The organism is Rhodoferax sp. SPJ21, from assembly GCF_058216335.1.
Genome location: NZ_JBYZMO010000002.1, coordinates 1335907 through 1358027 on the forward strand (window position 1 = coordinate 1335907; position 22121 = coordinate 1358027).

The following is a 22121-nucleotide window of genomic DNA, read 5'->3' on the forward strand; positions in this document are numbered from 1 at the left end:
AGTGTAGGCGGACTATGCGACCAGGGTGTAAAGCCGTGTCGCAAAGTGATTCAGCCACCCTGGGCCGCGCTGCGTATGCCTTGCAGCGTGCTGGTGGGTGTGATGGCCTCCGGGTCCAGCAGGCAGTGCAAGATGGCGGGCTTGCCGCTGGCGCGGGCGCGGGCCAGGGCCGGGGCGAACTCTTCGGTGGTGGTTACCTTTTCGCCGTGGCCACCAAACACCTGGGCGTAGCCGCAAAAGTCGGGGTTCTTCAGTTGGGTGGCGCTGATGCGGCCTGGGTAGTGCCGTTCCTGGTGCATGCGGATGGTGCCGTACATGGCGTTGTCCAGCAGCACCACGATGATGGGCAAGCCGTATTGCACGGCGGTGGCAAATTCCTGGCCGTGCATCAGGAAGTCGCCGTCGCCCGCAAACACCACCACCTCGCGCTGGGGCCACAGGCGTTTGGCGCCCACGCCGGCCGGCAGGCCGTAGCCCATGGAGCCGCTGGTGGGCGCAAGCTGGCTGGCGTAGCTGGTGAAGGGCCAGAAGCGGTGCACCCAGGTCGCGAAGTTGCCAGCCCCGTTGCAGAAGATGGTGTTGGCAGGCAACACCTCGCGCAAGTGCTGCATCACCTCGCCCATTTGCAACGGGCCGGGGATATGGATGGGCGCGGGGTCGCTCCAGCGCAGGTAGTCTGCGTGCGCTGCTTCCGTGTTCGCCGCCCACACCGGGGGCGATGCCGGCCGCAGCGTGCCAAGGGCTGCGGCAAAGGCCTGCGGCGTGGCGTGGATAGACTGGGTGGCGCGGTACAGTTTGCCGAATTCATCGGCGTCGGCAAAGACATGCACCAGTGCCTGACGGGGCGTGGGAATGGCCAGCAGCTCGTAGCCCTGCGACGGCACCTCGGACAGGCGCCCGCCGACCAGCAAGATCAGATCCGCATCGCGTATGCGCGCCAGCAGGCGTGGGTTTGCGCCCAGGCCCAGGTCGCCGCCGTAGCAGGGGTGGCGGTGGTCAAACAGCATCTGGCGGCGGAACGAGCAAAACACCGGCAGCGCGAACGCCTCGGCAAAGGCTTTGAACTGCTGCACGGCAGCGTCATTCCAGCGGCTGCCGCCGAGGATGACCACCGGGCGCTGGGCCCCCGCCAGGCGTTGTTGTAGTTCTGTGAGCTGGCCAGGGCCGGGGTACGTTTCTGTGACCGCATAGGGCAGGGCGTCGGCCACGGTGGCGGCTTCGGTCAGCATGTCTTCCGGCAGGGCGATCACCACGGGGCCTGGCCGCCCCGAGGTGGCGACGTGGAAGGCGCGCGACACCAGCTCGGGCAGGCGCTTGGGGTCGTCGATCTGCACCACCCACTTGGCCATGCTGCCGAACACCGCGTTGTAGTCGAGCTCCTGAAACGCCTCGCGCCCCAGCGCTGCACGCGCGACCTGGCCGACGAACAGCAGCAGCGGCGTGGAGTCCTGGTGGGCGATGTGCACGCCCGCCGCTGCGTTGGTGGCGCCGGGGCCGCGTGTCACAAAGCACACGCCGGGCTGGCCGGTCAGCTTGCCCTGGGCTTCGGCCATCATGGTGGCACCGCCCTCCTGGCGGCAAACAGTCACGGCGATCGATGTGTCGTGCAGGGCGTCCAGCACCGCCAGAAAGCTTTCGCCAGGTACGCAAAAGAGCTGCTGTACGCCGTGTGTCAGCAGTTGGTCAACGAGGATCTGGCCGCCTGTGCGAGAGTGGGCCATGGCTTCAGTCCCCTACATCAAACTTCACGCCCTGTGCCAGTGGTAGGGCCGTGGAGTAGTTGATGGTGTTGGTGGCGCGGCGCATATAGGCCTTCCAGCTGTCCGAGCCCGATTCGCGGCCGCCGCCGGTTTCCTTCTCGCCGCCAAAGGCGCCGCCGATTTCCGCGCCACTCGGGCCGATATTGACGTTGGCAATGCCGCAGTCCGAGCCCGCGCTGGACATGAACTGTTCTGCCTCGCGCAGGTTCAGCGTGAAGATGGACGACGACAGGCCCGCGCCCACCGCGTTGTGCCATTTCAGCGCATCGTCAAACGACTCGTAGCGCAGCACGTACAGAATGGGCGCAAAGGTTTCACGCAGCACCGGGCCGGCGTGGGCGTCCAACTCGACCAGCGCTGGGCGCACGTAGAAGGCATCGGCACCGGCAATGCCGTCCACCCGCGCACCGCCGTGCACCGTGGCGCCCAGGGCGCGGCTCTCTTCCAGGGCCTTTTGCATGCCGTCATAGGCTGCCCGGTCGATCAGCGGGCCGACCAAGGTGCCGGCAGCGCGCGGGTCGCCCACCTGCACCTTGCCGTAAACCTGGGCCAGTTGCGGCACCAGCTTGTCGTAGACGCTGGCGTGCACGAACAGGCGGCGCAGCGTAGTGCAGCGCTGACCGGCCGTGCCCATGGCGGCAAAGGCGATGCCGCGCAGCGCCAGGTCCAGGTCGGCCGAGGGGGTGACGATGGCAGCGTTGTTGCCGCCCAGCTCCAGAATTGCGCGCGCAAAGCGGCCGGCCAGGCGCGGCGCCACGGCGCGGCCCATGGCGGTGGAGCCGGTGGCCGACAGCACTTTGACGTGTTCGTCGTCCACCAGCACTTCGCCGATGTCGCGCTGGCCAATCAGCAGCTCCAGCAGGCCCGCAGGAGCATCGCCAAAGCGGGCCAGCGCACGCTGGGCAATCGCCATGGTGGCCAGGGCGGTGAGCGGTGTCTTCTCGGACGGCTTCCACACCACGGCATTGCCGCAGACCAGGGCCAGCGCGGCGTTCCAGCACCATACGGCGACGGGGAAGTTGAAGGCCGAAATGACGCCGACCACGCCCATCGGGTGCCAGGCTTCCATCATGCGGTGCTCGGCGCGTTCGGTGGCAATCGTCAGGCCATACAGCTGGCGCGACAGGCCCAGGGCGAAGTCGCAAATGTCGATCATCTCCTGCACCTCGCCAGCGCCTTCGCTGGGCACCTTGCCGACTTCCAGCGTGACCAGCAGGCCCAGGTCGGCCTTGGCTGCGCGCAGCTCTTCGCCCAGCAGGCGCACCAGCTCGCCCCGGCGGGGAGCGGGCACGTTGCGCCAGGCCTGGTAGGCGGCGTGGGCGCGGGCGATAGCGGCTGTGGCGTCGGCGGCCGAGGTTTGCGGCAGGTTGGCAATCGTCTCGCCCGAGATGGGCGAGCGCACGGCCAGCGTGCCACCGGTATAGGCGGTGCGCGGCACACCCAGGCGTTGCAGCAGCTGGTCGACTTCAGAGGGGAGGGTGGCAATGGCTTGGGACATGGTGCGATAGGCGGGGTGTGGAGAAGTGGCCCCAATATCGCGCAATACGGACGGCTTGCATAGCGACAAATTAGAACGACTTGATGCGAAAATGGAATCAAGTGTTTGCAAAGATGCTAGCTGCTCGCGCAGATTAAATCTGCGCTAGAGCGTGAAATGGCTTGAGAGCAGCCGCTCTGCTTCATTCCCCGGGGGCATAACCATGTTTCGTAAAACCTTCTTGCCACCGGTGGCCGACCTGCTGGCTTTTGAGGCCGCCGCCCGCCACACCAGCATCTCGCGCGCCGCCGAAGAGCTGCACCTGACGCAAAGCGCGGTGTCGCGCCAGATCCGCCAGCTGGAGCTGCAGCTGGGCATGGCCTTGTTCCACCGGGTGCGCCAGCGCGTGGTGCTCACCGATGCGGGCCGGGTCTACGCCGCCGACGTGCGCGCCGTGCTGCAGCAACTGGCGAGCGCCACGCAGAAGGCCATGGCCTATTCCGATGGCGGCGGCCTGCTGAATCTGGCCGTGCTGCCCACCTTCGGCACCCGCTGGCTGATTCCACGGCTGGGCGACTTCGCCGGGCGCCACCCGGATGTCACCGTCAACATCGCCGCCCGCAGCGAGCCTTTTGACTTTGCCCAGGAGCCGCTGGACGCCGCTATCCACTTCGGCGCGCCGCTGTGGGCCGGTGCGGTGTGCGAGTACCTGATGCACGAGCAGGTGGTGCCCGTCTGCAGCCCCGCCTACCAGGCCCAGCACGGTGTGGCCCACGTTCAGGATTTGTCCAAGGTGGTCTTGCTGCAGCAAACCACCCGTCCCACCCAGTGGGCCGACTGGTTCGAACAGGTGGGTGCCGACGGCGTGCACGCCCTGCGCGGCCCGCGCTACGAGCAGTTCGCCATGATTGCCCAGGCCGCAGTTTCGGGCCTGGGCGCTGCGCTGCTACCGCGTTTTCTGGTCGAGGCCGAGATCGCATCCGGCGCGCTGGTGCAGCTGTTTGCGCAGGCGCTGAACAGCAGCGACGCCTACTACCTGGTCTACCCCGAGTCGCGTGCCGAGGCGCCGCTGGTGCGCGCGTTTCGGGATTGGATACGGGCTGCGGCGGGGGCTTGATGCCGCGCTGGTGCCAGCAGGCGTGGACCTATTTTTTTCCTGCTTGGTGGTGCTGGCGAAGGAGCCAGCTTGTGCGTACCCTTGGTGCTTCAAACAATGGAGTTGCCAAATGAACATCCGAATGGCCCAGCCCGCAGACCATGCGCAGTGGCTGCCGCTATGGAAGGCCTACCAGGCTTTTTACAAGGTCGATATCGCCGAGGCGGTGACCGAGCGCACCTGGGCGCGCTTTCTGGACGCCAGCGAACCCATGCACTGCGCGGTGGCCGAGATCGATGGCGAACTGGTGGGGATGGTGCACTACATCTTCCACCGCAGCTGCTGGACCGAGGGCGACTACGTCTATCTGCAGGATCTGTTCACCCAGCCCGGCCTGCGCGGCAAGGGCGTGGGCCGGGCGCTGATCGAGCATGTGTATGCCAGCGCCGAGCATGACCATGCGTCCCGCGTCTGGTGGCTGACGCACGAGAGCAATCTGCAAGCCATGCAGCTGTACGACCACATCGCCGACAAGAGCGGCTTTGTGCAGTACCGCAAGCTGCTGGGCTGATCCGCACGGGGCGTTCTAGCCGCCGTGTGCTGCAGGCCTGCGCTGCGCCCGGTGGAAGGCACCCACGGCGGTGATCACGCCCACCAGCAAGAGTGCTATGCCGCCGGCCTCGGACCAGGCGGGTGCGCGCTGGTGTGCAATCAGGCCGAAGCTGGTGGCAAATATCGTTTCTGTAGCGATCAGCTGGCCGGCCAGGCCGATGGGTAGTCGGCGTGTGGCGATGGACCAGGCCCACGATCCACCGATGGCGCCTAGAAGTGCCAGCGCAGTGGACGACAGGAACAAGGGCGCGGCCACGCTCCAGTGCAGGCCAAGCACGGGGGTGTTGAACAGCCCCAGCTGCAAGCCCAAGGGAATGAAGGCCAGGACTTCAATCGCGCCGCCCAACATCATCAGCGCGGTCCAGGTCAGGGCATTGACGTTGGCGCGTTGGCGCAGCGCACGTTGGTTGCTGATGCCAAACAGCGTCCAGAGCGCCACGGCGGCAAGTGAGAAGCCTATGCCCAGCAAGACGTTGCCCTGGGCTGCGTCGCCGGGGCCTGTCAGCCCGCTCGCATTCACCATCAGCAGGCCAGCCAGGGTCAGCGCCAGAGGCAATGCCAAGCCGCGCCAGGAGATACGATCCGGCCCGAAGTTGCCGATGACAGCCAGAACTACCGGCACCGTCGCCACAAAGGCCGGCGGAATGATGGGCCCCGCGTAGACCACGGCGGCCGCGATGATCAAGAAGTACCCCACATAGCCGATCAGCCCCAGCCATGCGGCGACTATCCAGTCCATGGCGCCCAGGCCACGCAGCTGGCCTGGTGTCGCCAGCAGGATGGCGAGTGCAAACACCCCTGACAGCACAAATCGGCATACCGCCAGGTCGTAAATGGAATAGGGGCCGATCACGTAGGGCGCAACAAAGCCTAGCGACCACGAAAACGCGGCAAAGATGGCTGCCGCTATGCCCAGTACAAGCCGTTTTTCCATCTAGAAGTCCCCGTTATGCAGGGAGTTAGGCTATGCGTTCAGGAAACGGTCGCTTTCAATCGGGCACCACAATATAGCTGGCATGCGACACGTTCACAGCCTGTTCATGGTCCATTTGAAGCCGCGTGGTGGAGCCACCGGGATGCGCCGGCTGGGGCGACGTAGGCAATAATTACTTTATGGACACCCTACTCGACCACCTTTCCTCGACGGTCACGTCGGCCAATACCCTGGAGGAGCTGACGCGTCCGCTGCTGGAAATGCTGGAGTCGATCACGGGCATGGAGTCCACCTATCTGACCACTATCGACCTGCAACACAGCGTTCAGCACATTCTTTACGCCCGCAACGCCAGCACGATGCAGATGCCAGAGGGGCTGAGCGTGGCCTGGGAAGACACCTTGTGCAAACGGGCCCTGGACGACGGCCACCCGTTCGCTAACGATGTAGACACACGCTGGGGCGATTCGGTTGCGGCACGCGCCCTAGGCATCCAGACCTATCTCAGCAACCCCGTGCAGTTGACCGACGGTTCGCTGTATGGCACTTTGTGCGCGGCCAGTTCCGAGCGGCACGCGCTGCCGCCCCAGGCGCAACGCTTGCTGTCACTGTTTGCCCGCTTGATTGGGCAGCAGGTGGAGCGCGAGCAACTGATGCAGAAACTGCTCCAAGCGAATGCACGGCTGACCGAATACGCGACCTCCGACTCGCTCACCCAGCTACCCAACCGGCGCGCGCTGCACGAGGAACTGACCCGCTTGCTGGCTCAGGGCGCGCGGCGGGGGAGCTCTGTGCTGGTGGCTTTTATTGATCTGGATGGGTTTAAAGCCATCAACGACACACATGGGCACCACATGGGCGATCAATTTCTGGTTGCGCTGGCCGACCGTTTGCGCACCTTGCTGCGCAGCGAGGACTTGGCTGGCCGTCTGGGCGGCGATGAGTTTGTGGTGATTGCCTTTGGGCCTGAACAGCCCGAACTATTGCCCGCCGCGCAAAGTGCCTTCCAGGAACGCGTGTTCCAGGCCACGGTGGGGGAATACAACCTGGGCGAGGTGCTGTTGCATTACCCAGGCGCCAGTGTGGGGGTGCTAGGGGTGGCACCAGGCACGTACGATGCGGCTCAGGCTTTGAAGGCCGCCGATGCGGCCATGTACAAGGTCAAGCTGGCCCGCAAAGCTGCCATAGCCCAATAAGAGCGGCTAACAAAAGCCTGTCATCGTGCAACGCAGGTCGTGCGGTTGACGCGGCATGGGGAAAAACAGAAACAAAGAGATCAGCGCAGCGATGTCCAAAAGAATTGAGCCATTGCTGCCGGTCTCCCAGCCTTCGCCCACGGGGAGGCAGACCCAGGCTGCGTGACGAGCAAGCCTTGAATGGCATTCTGTTGGTACTGCGTACAGGCACGCCATGGGAGCATCTGCCCCAGGAACTGGGCTTCGACAGTGGTATGCCCTGCTGCAGGCGCCTACGCGATTGGCAAACTGCAGGCGTATGGCATTGTTTGCACTTGGCGTTGCTGGCCGAGCGCACCTATGCTTGGCTTGCCGCCTTCAGCAAGCTGCCCACCCGCTTTGCGCGGCGGCCGACAAGAGCGGCTTTGTGAAGTACCGCAAGCTGCTGGGTTGGGCCTACCCCGTTGTGCCAGGTGCGACTTACACCAGCCCGATGTCCTTGGCCTTCACGCCCGCAAACACCTGGTCCAGCTGCTTGCTGTTCAGCCCAAACTGCCGCGCAAACAGGCCGGCCAGCACCGCCCGGTATTCGTTGAGCACCGGGTAGTCGCGGTTCTGGAACAAGGTGGCTTGTTCTACCTTTTGCTGCTCGCCAGCGATTTGGCCGCCCGCATTGGGTCCACCTGCATTCGGTCCACTGCGTAGACCACCTCCAAGTACCCAGTACACCGAGCCGTGGCCGTGGTCGGTGCCTCGGTTGCCGTTCTGGCGGAAGGTGCGGCCGAATTCGCTGGCCACCACCACCGTGGTGTTGCGCCAGGCCGGCCCCATCTCTTGCGCAAAGGCGGCCAGGCCCCGGCCCAGCTCGTCCAGGCGCGAGGCCAGGTAGCCAGTGGCGCCGCCCTGGTTCACGTGCGTGTCCCAGCCGCCCACGTCCACAAAGCCGATGTTGTAGCGCTCTTTCATCAGCCGGGCGATGCGCTGGGCTTCCAGCTCGAAGCCCTTGGCGCTGATGGCGCCCCGGCTGGCGGCCAGCATCTCGCCGCTGAGTTCGCGGGTGACTTCGTCGCGTACCGCAAAGCCATCGGTCACAGGGCTGGCCAGTGGTGTGCCCTGGTACATGGCCGCGATGATGGCCGTCTGGCGCGGGTCTACGGCTGGTTTGGCAACCGACTTGAGTCCCGTGTTGGGCACCTGCATCGTGCCCTGCATGGACAGCGGCAGGCTGTCGGTAAAGGCCATGGGCGTGGCGCCGTTGACTACCGTCGCCAGCCGGTTCAGAAAGCCGGAGCGGAAGTTTTTTGGGCCGGTCAGCGGCTGCCCAAGTTCGATGCTGTCCTGTGTCTCGAAATGGCTGCGCGACACATCGTCGGTGCCGGCGAAGGGGATGAAGCTGGCCTCGCCCTTCTGGAACAGCGGGTACACCGTGTCGCGCAGCGCCGGGTGCAGGCCCCAGTCGGCATTGAGCGCGATGGCGGTGTTCAGGTCGGTGCCAGGGCGCGGAATGGCGATCTCGGGCCGGGACGCGTAGTAGAAGTCGCTGCTGGTGGGCACCAGCAGGTTCGCCGCGTCGTAGGCCCCGCGCAAAAAGACGAACAGCAGGCGTGGCGTGGCCGTGTTGGGGGCGGCGGCCGCAGCAAACAGCTGGCCGGCGTTCAGCGCAAAGGGCAGGGCAGTAGCAGTCTGGAGCAGGTGGCGGCGTTGCATTTTTTCTCCTAACGGTGCATCAGCTCGGGGGAGCTGAGCAGGAAGCTGTTCCACTCTTGCGGCGAGGTGGCTTCTGCCAATGCCTTTTGCGTATTCGGCCCCAGGGTCTGGCCCAGCGCGCGGTAGTAGAGCGCATTGGCCAGTTGTGGGAAGGCGGCTTTTTCCACGGGCTGCGGGCCGTCTGTCTTGAACAGGCCGGCGTTGCCCGAGCCTATGGCCTTGGCGATTTCAAAGCGTGTGGCCATCTGGCCGGGGCTGGCCCAGGCGGCAGTGTCCAGGGCGTAGCCGTCGGGCGTCTGGTGGCCGTACAAGGGCTCGCCCATGCGGTTCAGCCAGTTCAGCATAGGGCCTACGTTCAGGATGGGCTGGTTGTCATAGGCCAGGCGCACAGCAGACACCACGTAGTGCATCGGGTCCTTGAACTTCTGGCCGGCACCCTGGGCAAATTCCGGCGAGGTCATCAGGGTCTGCAGGGTCACGGCGATGTCGCCATCGCTGCGCAAAAAGCTTTGCGCCATGCGCTCCACCAGGGCGGGTGGCGGCGTGTCGCTGAGCCAGTACTGGGCCAGCTTGCGGCTGATGAAATGGGCTGTGGCCGGGTGCTTGGCCAGGCGGTCCAGTGCTTCGTCCAGCTCGGCCAGGCCTCGGCTTTTGATGGGCTGGCCGAGTAAGGTTTTGGGGCCGTAGTCGTGCCGGTTGGGGTTGAATTCGAACAGGCCCTGGCGCACGTAGTCGCCCTGCAGCTCTTTGCGCAGCTTGGGGGCGTCGGGGTTGAAGCTATAGCCCACGCCGGTGAGGATGCGCGCCATCTCCTGCACGTCTTGCTGGCTGTAGCCCGCGCCGACGCCCAGGGTGTGCAGCTCCATCAGCTCGCGGGCGTAGTTCTCGTTGATGCGGCCGGCAGCGTTTTGCTCGTTGTCCAGGTAGCGCAGCATGGCCGGGTGGTGGGCTACGGCGCCCAGCAGGTCGCGGAACTTGCCTAAAGCGTGGGGGCGCAGGGCGGTGTCCTCGTAGTCGCCCACCATGGCACGCAGATTGGCTTTGTACAGGTGCACGTTGAAGTGGTTCAGCCAGAACCAGGTCATTTGCTCCTGCACCTGGTTGCTGGAGTACAGGGCGCGCAGCAGGTGCCGGGTGGCGGCTTCGCGGCCCAGGCGGTTCATCTCCTGCTGGTAGGCCTGCTGTGCGGCTTTTTTATCGTCGTCATTGGCGAAGGTGGCGTTGACGTCCTTCTGCCGTTTCTCCATGTCGGTGGCCAGTTGCACCAGCGGCTGCTGGCTGATCGTCATGGCCGCAATCTGTTGCTGGACGACCGGGGGCAGGGTGGCGGGGCCGGGGTGTAGCTGCTGGTGGAGAAAGGCCGGCAGCCCTTTGGATTCGGCCTGTTCCAGCGTTGCTGTGGTGGCACCCCAGGTCAGGCGGTTGCTCAGCTTGTAGGCGTCTACCGGGGCGGGGCGGGATGTGCTGGCCGATGTGGCCGAGGGTTTGGCTGGGTCATGGGTGGCGCAGGCACCCAGCAGCAGGCTGGCCAGTAGCGCGGGGGGAAACCATCGGAAAGGCGGGACGCTCATCGCATGTCTCCTTGTGAGTCGCTCAGTGTGCAACGACCGCGCGGTCCTCAGCGATGACGGGCTTTACATAAGTTTGCCCCTGTCACCGGCTTTTAACCTTGGGCCACGGGCCGCGACGGGTCGCTGCACCAGTCGCTCCAGCTGCCGGCGTACAGGCCGGTCGTGCCCAGACCGGCGATTTCCATGGCGATCAGGTTCGGGTTGGCGCTGACGCCGCTGCCGCAGTGGTGGACCACGCTGGCGGGGTCGCGGTTCCCTAGCAGGGCTTCAAACTCGGCGCGCAGCTGGGCGGCGGGCTTGAACTTGCCGTCCGGCCCCAGGTTCAGGCCGAACGGGCGGTTCAGCGCGCCAGGGATGTGGCCAGCCACCGGGTCCAGCGGCTCGACCTCGCCTTTGAAGCGTGGCGTGGCGCGGGCGTCGATGATGGTCTGGCCCGGGCGGCCCAGCTTGCTTACTACAGTTTCTGTAGCTACCAGCGCAGATAGGCTCTGCGCTGGAGTGAAGTTGGTTGTGAATTTATGCGGCTCTTCCGCGTCGGTCACGGCGCCGCCTGCGGCCTGCCAGGCTTGCAGCCCGCCGTCCAGCACGGCCACGGCGGCGTGTCCCATCCACTTCAGCATCCACCAAAGGCGACCGCAGTAGTTGACGCCGTTGCGGTCGTACACCACGGCCTGCATGTCATTGCTGAAACCCACGCTGGACAGCCAGGTGGCAAAGGCTTCCTGGGTGGGCAGCGGGTGGCGGCCACCGGATACCGCCGGGCCGGTCTTGGCGCTGAGGGCGTGGTCCAGATGCGCATATACCGCGCCGGGGATGTGGGCCGCGCGGTACTGCTGCTGGCCGGCGTCGGGCTGGGCCAGATCAAATGTGCAGTCGAACACCATATAAGGCTGGCCACTGGCTTGCAGGGCCTGGAGCTGTTCGACGGAGATGAGGGTGCTGTACATCGGTGCTTACCTTTCAGTGTTCTTCGGCGGGGGCATTCGGCGCGGCCTGGCCACGCAGCACGGTGGCGGCGATGCCACTGGCCATGATCAGGCCCATGCCCAGCCAACCCAGGGACGAGATTTTGTCGCCAAACAAGAGCAGGCTGTAAACCGCGCCAAACACAATGCCCGAATACTGCAGGCTGGCCACCGTCAGCATGGCGCCCTGGGTTTTGGCGGAGGCGTAGGCGCGCGTCATGAACAGCTGGCCCAGCGCCGCAAACACGCCTATGGGCAGCAGCCACAAGGCCGTAGGCCAGTGCCACGCGGATGCGCCGGTCAGCAGCATGCCCAGACCGCCCGCCACGGCCGAGCCCACGGCGAAATAGAACACGGTGCGCGCCTCCGGCTCGCCCATGCGCGACAGCGCCATCACCTGCATATAGGCGAATGCCGCCGCCATGCCCGACAGCAGGCCGATCAGCCCGGCAAACATTTCATTCTGGTCCAGGCTGGGGCGCAGCACCATCACCACGCCGATGAAGCCTGCCATCACGGTCAGCACCAGTGGGCCTTGCTGCAGGGCTGAATTGCCCTGGCCGGGGCGCCAGGTGAGCAGTGCGCCGCCGATCAGAAAGGCGGCGATCCAGATGCTGCTCATGTAGTTCAGCGTCATGGCCGTGGCCAGGGGCAGGTGGGCGATGGCGTAGAACCAGGCCCCCAGCGAGGCCACGCCAATCGTGCTGCGCCAGGCGTGCATGCCGGGGTAGCTGGTTTTCAGGCTGACGCCCTGGGCGCGCGCCAGGGTGGCCAGGAAGGCCATGCCGATCAGCCCACGGTAGAAGACCAGTTCAGCCGGATTGAAGTGCGCCGAGGCGAACTTGACGCAAACCCCCATGCTGGCAAATACAAAAGCCGCCAGCACCATCCATAAAGCCTGCATCGCTCCGCTTTCTATATCTATGAAAAATAGGCCGCTAGCACAAATAGATCCTGCGCTAGCAGCTATTTATTTAATAGCATTTCGGTACCACTCGTGGAAGTGCTGCATGCCATCTTCCATCGGGCTTTGGTAGGGGCCGACCTCGTTGTCGCCACGTTGCAGCAGGGCCTTGCGGCCGGCGTCCATGCGCAGGGCGATTTCGTCGTCTTCCACGCAGGTTTCCATGTAGGCGGCCTGCTGGGCCTCGACGAAGTCGCGCTCGAAGGCGGCGATTTCTTCAGGGTAGTAGAACTCCACCATGTTCAGCGTCTTGTTTGGGCTGATGGGGTGCAGCGTGGAGACGGTGAGTACATGCGGATACCACTCCACCATCACGTTCGGGTAGTAGGTCAGCCAGATGGCGCCGTGCTTGGGGGCAGCGCCCTGGTTGTACGCCTTCAGGGCATCCTGCCAACGCTGGTAGGCTGGGCTGCCAGCCACACCCAGGCGCTGGGCCAGGCCCACGGTCTGCACCGAATACTGGTCCTTGAACTCCCACTGCAGGTCGTCACAGGTGACGAAGCCACCCAGGCCGGGGTGGAAGGGGCCTACGTGGTAGTCCTCCAGATAGACCTCGATGAAGGTCTTCCAGTTGTAGTCGCATTCGTGCAGCTCCACGTGGTCCAGCACATGGCCGGTGAAGTCCAGGTCGGCCAGCGGGCCCATGCCCGCCAGGTCGGCTTGCACATTTCTGGAGCCTTCGAACAGCAGGCCATTCCATTCCTGCAGCGGGTACTGCTTCAGGTTCAGGCAGGGGTCTTGGGCGAAATGCGGCGCGCCCAGCAGCGTGCCGGTGGGCGTGCCATTGCCGCCGCTGTAGGTCCAGCGGTGCAGTGGGCAGACGATATTGCCACCGGCGCTGCCCTGCTGGGTGGTGTTCAGCGAACCCCGACCCTTGAGCATCACCGCCTGGCGGTGCCGGCATACGTTGGAAACCAGTTCCACGCCGTTCGGCGTACGCACCAGCGCGCGGCCTTCGCCCTCTTGCGGCAGGGCGTAGTAATCGCCCACCTCGGGCACGGCCAGGTTGTGGCCGACATAGCGTGGCCCTCGCTGGAAGAGGGTTTCGATCTCGCGCTGAAACAGCGCTTCGTCAAAATAGCTTGAAACTGGTAGTTGGCTTGAGGCCTGCTGCAGTTGAAGACTTAAATCAGACATGGTTGTCCTGACCTAGAGACTCCCCCTATGAAGGGGCAGGTTAGGCGCGAATCCAGGGATTTTGCGCGGGAAGAAGCTCCGGCGGTGCAGCAAATGCACGGTCACCGGTGGCGAAAAGAGGGCCGATTGTACCCGCCGGGGTGTTTTGGGCTGGCGCGTGCGGCGCAGGCGCCCGTGCCAGCCCGTAAAATCCCCCCTCTTTGCCGATTCCAACCTCTGCCCCACCCATGCCCAAGGCCGCCGCCAAAACCGTATCCGACGCCCCGCCAGAGGCCTTGCCTGCCAGCTACGAGGCCGCCCAGCAGGAGCTGGAGCAACTGGTCAGCCGCCTTGAATCGGGCCAATTGCCCCTGGAACAGCTGCTGTCCGGTTACCAGCGCGGCGCCCAGCTGCTGCAGTTCTGCCGCGACCGGCTGGACGCGGTGGAACAGCAGATCAAGGTGCTGGACCAGGGTGTACTGAAGCCATGGACGCAAGAATGATTACGACCGCATTTGACGCATTTGATTTGCCCCGCTGGAGCAGCCAGCAGCTGGCCCGTGTAGAACAGGCGCTGAGCGACTGGGTAGCCGCTGGTGGCGTGGTGGACGACGAACATCCCGCCCCTGCCGCTCTGCGCGAAGGCATGCGCTATGCCGTTTTGGACGGCGGCAAGCGCCTGCGCCCCTTGCTGGTGCTGGCCGCCCGCGAAGCCGTGGCCACCGGTGAAGCCGCCACCGCCACGGCGGGCCTGGACGACGCAGCCCTGCGTGCCGCCTGCGCGGCCGAGCTGATCCACGCCTATTCGCTGGTGCATGACGACATGCCCTGCATGGACAACGACATCCTGCGCCGTGGCAAGCCCACGGTGCATGTGCAGTTTGGCGAGGCCCAGGCCCTGCTGGCTGGCGATGCGTTGCAGGCTCTGGCATTTGAATTGCTCACGCCCGAAGGCAGCGAAGCCCCGGCCAGCGTGCAGGCCACGCTGTGCCGCCTGCTGGCCCAGGCCGCGGGCTACCAGGGCATGGCCGGTGGCCAGGCCATCGACCTGGCCAGCATCGGCCTGGCGCTGAGCGAAGACCAGTTGCGCTGCATGCACCGCCTGAAGACCGGCGCCCTGCTGCAGGGCAGCGTGATGATGGGCGCAGCCTGCAAACAGGGCGCGCTGTCCGCCACCGCCCATGCGGCGCTGCGTGACTACGGTGCCGCGCTGGGCCTGGCTTTCCAGGTGGTGGACGATATTCTGGACGTTACCTCCGACGCCGCCACCCTGGGCAAAACCGTGGGCAAGGACGCCGCCCAGGACAAACCCACCTATGTATCCCTGCTGGGCCTGGAGCGCTCCACTGCCTACGCCCAGGAACTGCTGGCCCAGGCCCTGGCCGCGCTCGACGCCAGCGACCTGCCCAACACCCAGGCGCTGCGTGCCCTGGCCGATATGGTGGTGAACCGGTCCAGCTGATATGGCACACCCCCAGTCTTCGCGCACTATGTGTCGCTACGCCAACCCCCTTGCAGGGGGCAACACCGCCAGCCCGGCAGAGCCGGTTCTGGGGTGTTCTGGCGAGGTCCGTTGTTTACGCCTACACAAGAATTGAAACTATGCCTACCGCGAAACCATCGACCTTTCCGCTGCTGGAAACCATCAACGACCCGGCGGACCTGCGCCTGTTGCCCCGCACCGAGCTGAAACCGCTGGCCGATGAGCTGCGCGCGTTTGTGATCGACAGCGTGTCCAAAACCGGTGGCCACCTCAGCTCGAACCTGGGTACGGTGGAGTTGACGGTGGCGTTGCACTACGTCTTCAACACCCCGGAAGACCGCCTGGTGTGGGACGTGGGCCACCAGACCTATCCGCACAAAATTTTGACCGGCCGGCGCGACCGCATGGCCTCGCTGCGCCAGCTGGGCGGTTTGTCGGGCTTCCCGACCCGTTCCGAGAGCCCGTTCGACGCGTTTGGCACGGCGCATTCCAGCACCTCCATCTCGGCCGCGCTGGGCATGGCCCTGGCGGCAAAGCAAAAGGGTGAGAACCGCCGCAGCGTGGCCATCATCGGCGACGGCGCCATGAGCGCCGGCATGGCTTTCGAGGCGCTGAACAATGCCGGCGTCAGCGACTGCAATTTGCTGGTCATCCTGAACGACAACGACATGAGCATCAGCCCGCCCGTCGGTGCGCTGAACCGCTACCTGGCCCAGTTGATGAGCGGCCAGTTCTATGCCGCCGCCAAGAGCGTGGGCAAGCAGGTGCTCAAGGGCGCGCCGCCGCTGTTCGAGCTGGCCAAACGCTTCGAGCAGCATGCCAAGGGCATGGTGGTGCCGGCTACGCTGTTCGAGCAGTTTGGCTTCAACTACATCGGCCCCATCGACGGGCACGACCTGGACTCGCTGATCCCCACGCTGGAAAACATCAAGCACCTGACCGGCCCGCAGTTCCTGCACGTGGTCACCAAAAAAGGCCAGGGCTACAAGCTGGCCGAGGCCGACCCCGTGGCTTACCACGGCCCTGGCAAGTTCGACCCGGCCGTGGGTCTGCAAAAAGCCAGCGGCGTCAGCAAGCCCACCTTCACCCAGGTGTTTGGCCGCTGGCTGTGCGACATGGCTGCGCAGGACAGTCGCCTGGTCGGCATCACGCCGGCGATGCGCGAAGGCTCTGGCCTGGTGGAATTTGAAAAGCTGTTTCCAGACCGCTACTTTGACGTGGGCATTGCCGAGCAACATGCTGTGACCTTCGCTGCCGGCCTGGCCTGCGAAGGCCTGAAGCCGGTGGTGGCGATTTACTCCACCTTTTTGCAGCGCGCTTACGACCAGCTGATCCACGACGTGGCCTTGCAAAACCTGCCGGTGGTGTTTGCTCTGGACCGGGCCGGCCTGGTCGGTGCCGACGGCGCCACCCATGCAGGTGCCTACGACATCCCGTTCCTGCGCTGCATCCCGAACATGGGCGTAGCTTGCCCGGCCGACGAGAACGAATGCCGGCGCCTGTTGAGCAGCGCGTTTGCGCAGGACAACCCGGTGGCCGTGCGCTATCCGCGTGGCGCGGGTGCCGGTGCGGCCATGGAGCCGGGCTTGCAGCCGCTGCCCTACGGCAAGGGTGAGATCCGCCGCCAGAGCAAGCAGACTTCGGGCATCGCCATCCTGGCCTTCGGCACACTGCTGTACCCGGCATTGGCCGTAGCCGAAAAGCTGGACGCCACCGTGGTGAATATGCGTTGGGCCAAGCCGCTGGACGTGGAACTGCTGCTGCAGGTCGCCGCCAGCCACGCCGCTCTGGTCACAGTGGAAGACGGTGCCGTGATGGGCGGCGCCGGCAGCGCGGTGCTGGAAGCCCTGCAGGCTGCGGGCGTGAACCTACCGGTGCTGCAGCTGGGCCTGTCCGACGACTTCATCGAACACGGCGACCCGGTGAAGCTGATGGCGATGCAAGGCCTGGACGCTGCCGGCATTGAGGCATCTATAGAAAAACGCTTTCCAGCGCAGGTAAGTACTGCGAAGTCTGCTCTTAAATTGGTAGCGTAATTTGTTTCGCTAGCTGACGCTCAATGGGCAGTCGCCGTCCCGTGGGCAGGGGAGCCGGCACCCTGTAAAAGGCGCCAGAATCCACCTTGCATGCAGCTCAGCGCTGCGTGCCCCAGCGGCGCACGGTGAAGCGCTCTAGCGTCTGGAACACCAGGCTTTCTACCAGCAAACCGATCACGATGACCATCACCAAGCCGGCGAACACGCGGTCGGTGAACAGCTCGTTGCGGTTCTGGAAGATGTACCAGCCCAGGCCACCTTTGCCCGAGGATGCGCCGAACACCAGCTCGGCCGCGATCAAGGTGCGCCAGGCAAAGGCCCAGCTGATCTTCAACCCGGCCAGGATCGATGGCAGCGCGGCCGGCACCAGAATTTGCAGCACATAGCGCAGCCCTGTCAGTCCATAGTTGCGCCCGGCCATGCGCAGGGTTTCGGGCACCGCCTGGAAGCCGGCGTAGGTGTTCAAGGCCAGCGGCCACAGCACGGAATGGATCAGCACGAACACCAGGCTACCCTGGCCCAGGCCGAACCACAGCAGGGCCAGCGGCAGCAGCGCGATGGCCGGCAGCGGGTTCAGCATGGCCGTCAGTGTGGCCAGCAGGTCACGCCCAAGCTGGGTCGATACCGCCAGTGTCGTCAGCACAAAGGCGGCGATGACGCCGCCGATATAGCCTTGCAGCAGCAGGCTCAGCGAGATGCGCGTCTTGGTGATGAGCTCGCCACTGGCCAGGCCCTCGACCAGCGCATGGCCGGTCTGCAGCGCGGTGGGTAGCAGCAGGTCGTTGTTCTGCAGGCGGGCCACGATTTCCCAGAGGATGAGCAACGCCACCAGGATCAAACCACGGCGCAGCCAGGCCTGCTCCCAGACGCGGGCGGTCCAGGGCAGCAGGCGCTCCACATGTGTGTCGGGCAGGGCTTCGAGCACGCGCTCGTATTCGGCCCGGATGGGCGGATTCAAAGTACTCATGCAATTTTTCGCGGTAGTTCGTTGGCGGGCGTGGGGCTGCCGTCGGATTCTTCATTGAACAGCAGGCGGTGGATGCGCTGCGCAGCGGCCTGGAAATCGGCACCGCCCTGGCTGTGCATGCCGAAGTCGTGGCTGTTGATCTCGGCACGGACGCGGCCAGGGTGGGGTGACAGCAGGCCGATGCGGTTCCCGACGACCAGCGCTTCCTCGATTGAATGCGTGACGAACACAAGGGTGAAGCGCACCTCTTCCCACAGCGCCAGCAGCTCTTCTTGCATCTTGCGGCGCGTCAGTGCGTCTAGCGCGGCAAAGGGCTCGTCCATCAGCAAGACCTTGGGCTGCATGGCCAGCGCGCGGGCAATCGCCACGCGTTGCTTCATGCCGCCCGACAAGGTGTTCGGGTAGGCCTTGGCGAAGGCCGACAAGCCCACCTTGTCCAGGTAGTGCAGCGCGCGTTCATGCGCTTCCTTCTTGCCCAGGGTGCGGGATGCCAGCAGCGGGAATGCCACGTTGTCGAGCACGGTTTTCCACGGCGGTAGCTGGTCGAATTCCTGGAACACGACGATGCGGTCGGGCCCGGGCTGGGTCACCTTGCGGCCGGCGATGCGGATCTCGCCTTCCACCGGCGCGATGAAGCCGCCCATGGCTTTGAGCAGGGTCGATTTGCCGCAGCCGGAGGCGCCCAGCAGCACGAAGCGGTCGGCCTCGAACACGTTCAGGCTGACCTTGTGGGTGGCGCGCACCAACCGGGCTGGCGTGCGGTATTCCAGGCTGACGCCATCGACTTCCAGCAGTGGTGTGTCAGGTATGGATTTCAAATTGGTCACGGTGGCCATGGCGTGCTCAGCTGCCCGGCTGGGCGTAGGCTTCTTCGAAGAAATAGTCCTTCCACGAAGCGGCGCGGTTTTTCAGTACCCCCAGTTTGTTCAGCTCGTCGGCATAGACATAGGTGCGGAAGGGCGAGATGGTGAAGTCGTTTTCCGGGTCTTCCACTATTCTGCGCACGAAGTCCAGCGGCAGCTTGGACTTCTGCACGCGGACGAAGGTCTCGGCCGCCTTGGGCTTGTTGGCCTTGATCCACTGCGATGCCTCCAGCAGCGCGGCGTAGAAGGCCTTGTAGGTTTTGGGGTTCTCGTCGTGGAATTTCTGCGTGGTGTACAGCACGTTGAACGTGGCCGGGCCACCCAGAATCTCGTACGAGCTGATGACCTTGTGCACGTTCTTGTTTTCCAGCGCCTGGTAGTAGAAGGGTGCGCTGGAGAAATGCGTGTTGATCTCTGAGCCGCCAGCGATCAGCGCGGCAGTGGCATCGGGGTGGGCCAGGCTCACCGAGATAGTGTCGAAGCGCTTGAAGTCGTCTTTGCCGTACAACTTGGCGGTCTCGATCTGCAGCGTGCGTGACTGGAAGCCGGTGCCGGCTGCCGGCACGGCGATGCGGTCCTTGTCGCCCAGGTCTTTCAGTGTCTTGACCTTGGGGTTGTTGCTGATCAGGTAGTTGGGCAGCGAGCCGAGGGCGGCCACGGCCTTCACGTTCTGCCGGCCCTTGGTGCGGTCCCACAGTGTCAGCATTGGCGGCACGCCGGCGGACACCACGTCCAGCGCGTTGGCCAGCAGGGCTTCGTTCATGGCGGTGGCGCCAGAGATCTGGGTCCAGTCCACATCAATGTTCAGGCCCTGGGCCTTGCCGTGTTTTTCGATCAGTTTCTGGTCTTGCACCACGTCGAGCACCAGGTAGCCGATGCCGAATTGCTGGGCGATGCTGATGCGGCCTTCGGCCTGGGCTGTGAGCGCTACCGTGGCTAGCGCCAGGCCAGCGACGAGGCGGGTAAGAGTGAATGGCATGGTGTTCTTAAAAAGGCGCATTGCCTTCGATGGTGGTGCGGAATAGCTTGCGGCGTAGGTGGTCGGGCGTGCCGGCGGCTAGGTGCGTGACCGAGCGGTTGTCCCAGAACACCATGTCGTGCGGCTGCCAGACGTGGCGGTAGACCAGCTCGGCGCGGGAGGTGTGGGCAAACAACTCGTCCAGCAGGGCGCGGCTTTCGTCTTCGGGGATGCCGACGATGCGGGTGGTGAAGTGTTCGCTGACGAACAGCGCCCTGCGGCCATTCTCCGGGTGGGTGCGCACGACGGGGTGCACAGCAGGCTGCACCTCGTCCAGCTGGGCTTGCGTCAGCTTGGGGCGCCAGGGGTTGCGGGCGCGCAGCTCTTCGTATTTGGCCAGGTAGGAATGCTCGGCGCGCAGTCCGGCCACGGCGTTTTGCAACGCGCCGGGCAGGGTGTCCCAGGCGGTGTGCTGGTTGGCGAACAAGGTGTCGCCGCCTTCGCTGGGTAGTTCCTGTGCGTGCAGCAGCGAGCCCAGGCTGGGCTTTTCCTTGTACGACAGGTCAGAGTGCCAGTAAGCGCCGGCATCGCCCAGGCCGATAGGTTGGCCGTTTTCCTTGATGTTGGAGACAACGAGAATTTCCGGGTGGTTTTGCAGCTGAAAATTCTTCAGCACGTGGATCTGCAGCGGCCCAAAGCGCGCGCTGAAGTCCACCTGCTGCTGCGGTGTGATGCGCTGGTCGCGGAACACCAGTACGTGGTGCTCCAGGTGGGCGCGGTGGATGCGTGCAAAGTCACTGGCAGCCAATGGCCGGCTTAGATCCAGGCCCAGCACCTCGGCGCCCAGCGGGGCGTCGAAAGGGCGTATCTCAAGTGCTTGCGTCGTAGCTGTGTGGGTGGGTGTGCGTTCCAGGGTCGTTGTCATCGTATGCCTTGTCAGATGGGTACCACGGGTACCGAATGTGTGGGCGAATGTAGGACGGCTGCGCTGGAAAGAGAACGATTAATTCGGCGTTTGCTAACTACCAAAACATATGAGCGGGATGTGGGGTCTGGCGTCGGTACGGTTGGCCAAAAGAGAAATAGCCCGCTGGCGCACACCTTATCTGCGCTGGCAGCTATTGAATATGTAGCACTCTGGGCCGGTGCGCGCAGGGGAAAACCCGTGCGAAATCGGCTGTTAAGCCTCCCTACAATCTGCGCAGACTACCGTCTACCCCCTGCGCCTGCGGGGCTGCACTTATTCATCGGAGGGAGATTTTTCATGGACCGTCGTTCTCTTATCAAACATTCCGGTATTGCGGGTGTACTGGCTGCGGGCATGGCGCCTGCAGCACACGCCCAGGCCGCCGTGCGTTGGCGCCTGGCCTCTAGCTTTCCCAAACCGCTGGACACGATTTACGGCGGGGCCGAGGTGTTTGCCAACGCGGTGAAAGCCATGTCGGGCGGCAAGTTTGAAATCTCGGTGCATGCCGGCGGCGAGCTGATGCCCCCGTTCGGCGTGGTGGACGGCGTGCAGCAGGGTTCGGTGGAGATGTGCCACACCGTGCCGTACTACTTCTACGGCAAGAACCCCGCGTTTGCCATCGGCGCTGCCATTCCTTTCGGCATGAATGCACGCCAGATGAACGCCTGGATGATGCATGGCAACGGCCGCAAGCTGATGAACGAGTTCTATGCCAACTACGGCATGGTCAGCTATGCCGGCGGCAATACCGGCACGCAGATGGGTGGCTGGTTCCGCAAGGAAGTGAAGACCGTGGCCGACCTGAAGGGCCTGAAGATGCGCCTGGGCGGCGGCCTGGTCGGCGAGGTGATGGCCAAGATGGGCGTGGTGCCCCAAAGCCTGCCTGGTGGCGAGATCTACCAGGCGCTGGAAAAAGGCACGATCGACGCGGCCGAATGGGTAGGCCCCTACGACGATCAGAAGCTGGGCTTTGCCAAAGTGGCGCCCAACTACTACTACCCCGGCTGGTGGGAGGGCGGTCCCGAGGTGGACTTCTTCATCAACAAGAAGGCCCTGGATGCGCTGTCGCCCGAGAACAAGGCCATCGTGGAAGCCGCCACCACCGTTGCCGCAGTCGACATGCTGGCCAAGTACGACGCACGTAACCCGGAAGCGCTGAAGCAACTGCTGGGCTCCAAGATCAAGCTGCTGCCTTTCTCCAAGGACATTCTGGATGCATCCTTCAAGGCGGCCCAGGCCGTGTACGAAGAGAACGATGCCAAGAGCCCCGAGTGGAAGAAGATTTTTGCCGACTTCCGCGCCTTCCAGCGCAACCAGGTGGCCTGGTTCCGCGTGGCCGAAGGCCGCTTCGACAGCTATATGCAAAGTATAAAACTCTAGAACACCCCCAGGCTGCGCTTCGCTGCGCCAACCCCCCTCGCATCGGTTTATAAAACCGATGCGACATGCAGTGGGCGATACCAGTGGCCC

General features: G+C 64.5%; 19 protein-coding genes and 1 pseudogene. 8 read left to right on the forward strand and 12 right to left on the reverse strand.

What is annotated here, in order from left to right; genetic code table 11:
• Nucleotides 1–50 precede the first annotated feature (50 nt).
• Both AC4BBN_RS14160 and amaB read right to left on the reverse strand, forming a co-directional pair.
• Nucleotides 51–1721: a thiamine pyrophosphate-binding protein gene (locus AC4BBN_RS14160; RefSeq protein WP_490592609.1), complete on the reverse strand. Its 1671-nt coding sequence runs from the start codon at nt 1719–1721 to the stop codon at nt 51–53.
• Between the two features lie 4 nt (nt 1722–1725).
• A complete protein-coding gene (gene amaB / locus AC4BBN_RS14165; RefSeq protein ID WP_490592610.1) occupies nt 1726–3258 on the reverse strand; it encodes an L-piperidine-6-carboxylate dehydrogenase in 1533 nt (510 codons plus the stop codon).
• A 202-nt stretch (nt 3259–3460) separates the two neighbouring features.
• On the opposite strand from amaB, the gene AC4BBN_RS14170 reads away from it, so the two are divergent.
• Together AC4BBN_RS14170 and AC4BBN_RS14175 are read left to right on the forward strand one after the other, a co-directional pair.
• Nucleotides 3461–4354 (forward strand): LysR family transcriptional regulator, encoded by an 894-nt coding sequence (locus AC4BBN_RS14170; protein WP_490592611.1) that lies wholly within the window; start codon nt 3461–3463, stop codon nt 4352–4354.
• Between the two features lie 109 nt (nt 4355–4463).
• Nucleotides 4464–4904: a GNAT family N-acetyltransferase gene (locus AC4BBN_RS14175; protein ID WP_490592612.1), complete on the forward strand. Its 441-nt coding sequence runs from the start codon at nt 4464–4466 to the stop codon at nt 4902–4904.
• A 15-nt stretch (nt 4905–4919) separates the two neighbouring features.
• Here the strand turns inward: AC4BBN_RS14175 and AC4BBN_RS14180 are convergent, their stop codons facing one another.
• Nucleotides 4920–5879, reverse strand: coding sequence for a DMT family transporter (locus AC4BBN_RS14180; protein ID WP_490592613.1), 960 nt, complete (start codon nt 5877–5879; stop codon nt 4920–4922).
• Between the two features lie 179 nt (nt 5880–6058).
• Between AC4BBN_RS14180 and AC4BBN_RS14185 the strand changes: the two genes are divergently transcribed.
• Together AC4BBN_RS14185 and AC4BBN_RS14190 are read left to right on the forward strand one after the other, a co-directional pair.
• Nucleotides 6059–7075, forward strand: coding sequence for a GGDEF domain-containing protein (locus AC4BBN_RS14185; protein WP_490592614.1), 1017 nt, complete (start codon nt 6059–6061; stop codon nt 7073–7075).
• 91 nt (nt 7076–7166) lie between these two features.
• Nucleotides 7167–7401 (forward strand): annotated as a pseudogene (locus AC4BBN_RS14190) (transposase); the annotation flags it as partial.
• A 133-nt stretch (nt 7402–7534) separates the two neighbouring features.
• On the opposite strand, the gene AC4BBN_RS14195 reads toward AC4BBN_RS14190, so the two are convergent.
• The 5 genes from AC4BBN_RS14195 to AC4BBN_RS14215 form a co-directional block, all read right to left on the reverse strand.
• Nucleotides 7535–8761 carry a DUF1501 domain-containing protein gene (locus AC4BBN_RS14195; protein ID WP_490592615.1) on the reverse strand — a complete coding sequence of 409 codons (1227 nt, stop codon included), beginning with the start codon at nt 8759–8761 and terminating at the stop codon, nt 7535–7537.
• 8 nt (nt 8762–8769) lie between these two features.
• On the reverse strand, nt 8770–10332 hold the full coding sequence (locus AC4BBN_RS14200) for a DUF1800 domain-containing protein (RefSeq protein WP_490592616.1): 1563 nt from the start codon (nt 10330–10332) through the stop codon (nt 8770–8772).
• A gap of 92 nt (nt 10333–10424) precedes the next feature.
• A complete protein-coding gene (locus tag AC4BBN_RS14205; protein WP_490592617.1) occupies nt 10425–11279 on the reverse strand; it encodes a sulfurtransferase in 855 nt (284 codons plus the stop codon).
• Between the two features lie 13 nt (nt 11280–11292).
• Nucleotides 11293–12201: a DMT family transporter gene (locus tag AC4BBN_RS14210; RefSeq protein ID WP_490592618.1), complete on the reverse strand. Its 909-nt coding sequence runs from the start codon at nt 12199–12201 to the stop codon at nt 11293–11295.
• Between the two features lie 66 nt (nt 12202–12267).
• Nucleotides 12268–13398, reverse strand: coding sequence for an aromatic ring-hydroxylating oxygenase subunit alpha (locus AC4BBN_RS14215; RefSeq protein ID WP_490592619.1), 1131 nt, complete (start codon nt 13396–13398; stop codon nt 12268–12270).
• 227 nt (nt 13399–13625) lie between these two features.
• On the opposite strand from AC4BBN_RS14215, the gene AC4BBN_RS14220 reads away from it, so the two are divergent.
• The 3 genes from AC4BBN_RS14220 to dxs all read left to right on the forward strand — a co-directional run bounded on the left by AC4BBN_RS14220 (nt 13626) and on the right by dxs (nt 16896).
• Nucleotides 13626–13880 carry an exodeoxyribonuclease VII small subunit gene (locus tag AC4BBN_RS14220; RefSeq protein ID WP_490592620.1) on the forward strand — a complete coding sequence of 85 codons (255 nt, stop codon included), beginning with the start codon at nt 13626–13628 and terminating at the stop codon, nt 13878–13880.
• Complete coding sequence (locus tag AC4BBN_RS14225) at nt 13877–14839, forward strand: polyprenyl synthetase family protein (protein WP_490592621.1); 963 nt, start codon at nt 13877–13879, stop codon at nt 14837–14839. The genes AC4BBN_RS14220 and AC4BBN_RS14225 overlap by 4 nt, the downstream gene beginning before the upstream one ends.
• A gap of 140 nt (nt 14840–14979) precedes the next feature.
• Complete coding sequence (dxs, locus tag AC4BBN_RS14230; RefSeq protein ID WP_490592622.1) at nt 14980–16896, forward strand: 1-deoxy-D-xylulose-5-phosphate synthase; 1917 nt, start codon at nt 14980–14982, stop codon at nt 16894–16896.
• 97 nt (nt 16897–16993) lie between these two features.
• Here dxs and AC4BBN_RS14235 read toward each other — a convergent pair whose 3' ends face one another.
• Genes AC4BBN_RS14235 through AC4BBN_RS14250 form a run of 4 tightly spaced genes read right to left on the reverse strand, consistent with a single transcriptional unit; the run spans nt 16994 to nt 20609 of the window.
• Complete coding sequence (locus tag AC4BBN_RS14235; protein WP_490592623.1) at nt 16994–17863, reverse strand: ABC transporter permease; 870 nt, start codon at nt 17861–17863, stop codon at nt 16994–16996.
• Nucleotides 17860–18699 carry an ABC transporter ATP-binding protein gene (locus tag AC4BBN_RS14240; protein ID WP_490592624.1) on the reverse strand — a complete coding sequence of 280 codons (840 nt, stop codon included), beginning with the start codon at nt 18697–18699 and terminating at the stop codon, nt 17860–17862. Before AC4BBN_RS14240 ends, AC4BBN_RS14235 begins: the two co-directional genes overlap by 4 nt.
• A 7-nt stretch (nt 18700–18706) precedes the next feature.
• Nucleotides 18707–19705, reverse strand: a complete 999-nt coding sequence (locus AC4BBN_RS14245; protein WP_490592625.1) for an ABC transporter substrate-binding protein — start codon at nt 19703–19705, stop codon at nt 18707–18709.
• 7 nt (nt 19706–19712) lie between these two features.
• Complete coding sequence (locus AC4BBN_RS14250) at nt 19713–20609, reverse strand: TauD/TfdA dioxygenase family protein (RefSeq protein ID WP_490592626.1); 897 nt, start codon at nt 20607–20609, stop codon at nt 19713–19715.
• Nucleotides 20610–20948: 339 nt separating this feature from the next.
• Between AC4BBN_RS14250 and AC4BBN_RS14255 the strand changes: the two genes are divergently transcribed.
• The gene (locus tag AC4BBN_RS14255; protein ID WP_490592627.1) at nt 20949–22031 is read left to right on the forward strand and encodes a TRAP transporter substrate-binding protein; all 1083 of its coding nucleotides are present in this window, start codon (nt 20949–20951) and stop codon (nt 22029–22031) included.
• The last annotated feature ends 90 nt before the right edge of the window (nt 22032–22121 follow it).

Excerpts from the sequence above, each read along its gene's own strand:
- AC4BBN_RS14185 (WP_490592614.1), top strand. The coding sequence starts at position 6,059 with ATGGACACCCTACTCGACCACCTTTCCTCGACGGTCACGTCGGCCAAT.
- AC4BBN_RS14170 (WP_490592611.1), top strand. The coding sequence starts at position 3,461 with ATGTTTCGTAAAACCTTCTTGCCACCGGTGGCCGACCTGCTGGCTTTT.
- AC4BBN_RS14200 (WP_490592616.1), bottom strand. The coding sequence starts at position 10,332 with ATGAGCGTCCCGCCTTTCCGATGGTTTCCCCCCGCGCTACTGGCCAGC.
- AC4BBN_RS14175 (WP_490592612.1), top strand. The coding sequence starts at position 4,464 with ATGAACATCCGAATGGCCCAGCCCGCAGACCATGCGCAGTGGCTGCCG.
- AC4BBN_RS14215 (WP_490592619.1), bottom strand. The coding sequence starts at position 13,398 with ATGTCTGATTTAAGTCTTCAACTGCAGCAGGCCTCAAGCCAACTACCA.
- AC4BBN_RS14255 (WP_490592627.1), top strand. The coding sequence starts at position 20,949 with ATGGACCGTCGTTCTCTTATCAAACATTCCGGTATTGCGGGTGTACTG.
- AC4BBN_RS14240 (WP_490592624.1), bottom strand. The coding sequence starts at position 18,699 with ATGGCCACCGTGACCAATTTGAAATCCATACCTGACACACCACTGCTG.
- AC4BBN_RS14195 (WP_490592615.1), bottom strand. The coding sequence starts at position 8,761 with ATGCAACGCCGCCACCTGCTCCAGACTGCTACTGCCCTGCCCTTTGCG.
- AC4BBN_RS14235 (WP_490592623.1), bottom strand. The coding sequence starts at position 17,863 with ATGAGTACTTTGAATCCGCCCATCCGGGCCGAATACGAGCGCGTGCTC.
- AC4BBN_RS14160 (WP_490592609.1), bottom strand. The coding sequence starts at position 1,721 with ATGGCCCACTCTCGCACAGGCGGCCAGATCCTCGTTGACCAACTGCTG.
- amaB (WP_490592610.1), bottom strand. The coding sequence starts at position 3,258 with ATGTCCCAAGCCATTGCCACCCTCCCCTCTGAAGTCGACCAGCTGCTG.
- AC4BBN_RS14205 (WP_490592617.1), bottom strand. The coding sequence starts at position 11,279 with ATGTACAGCACCCTCATCTCCGTCGAACAGCTCCAGGCCCTGCAAGCC.
- AC4BBN_RS14220 (WP_490592620.1), top strand. The coding sequence starts at position 13,626 with ATGCCCAAGGCCGCCGCCAAAACCGTATCCGACGCCCCGCCAGAGGCC.
- AC4BBN_RS14210 (WP_490592618.1), bottom strand. The coding sequence starts at position 12,201 with ATGCAGGCTTTATGGATGGTGCTGGCGGCTTTTGTATTTGCCAGCATG.
- AC4BBN_RS14245 (WP_490592625.1), bottom strand. The coding sequence starts at position 19,705 with ATGCCATTCACTCTTACCCGCCTCGTCGCTGGCCTGGCGCTAGCCACG.
- AC4BBN_RS14250 (WP_490592626.1), bottom strand. The coding sequence starts at position 20,609 with ATGACAACGACCCTGGAACGCACACCCACCCACACAGCTACGACGCAA.
- AC4BBN_RS14180 (WP_490592613.1), bottom strand. The coding sequence starts at position 5,879 with ATGGAAAAACGGCTTGTACTGGGCATAGCGGCAGCCATCTTTGCCGCG.
- AC4BBN_RS14225 (WP_490592621.1), top strand. The coding sequence starts at position 13,877 with ATGATTACGACCGCATTTGACGCATTTGATTTGCCCCGCTGGAGCAGC.
- dxs (WP_490592622.1), top strand. The coding sequence starts at position 14,980 with ATGCCTACCGCGAAACCATCGACCTTTCCGCTGCTGGAAACCATCAAC.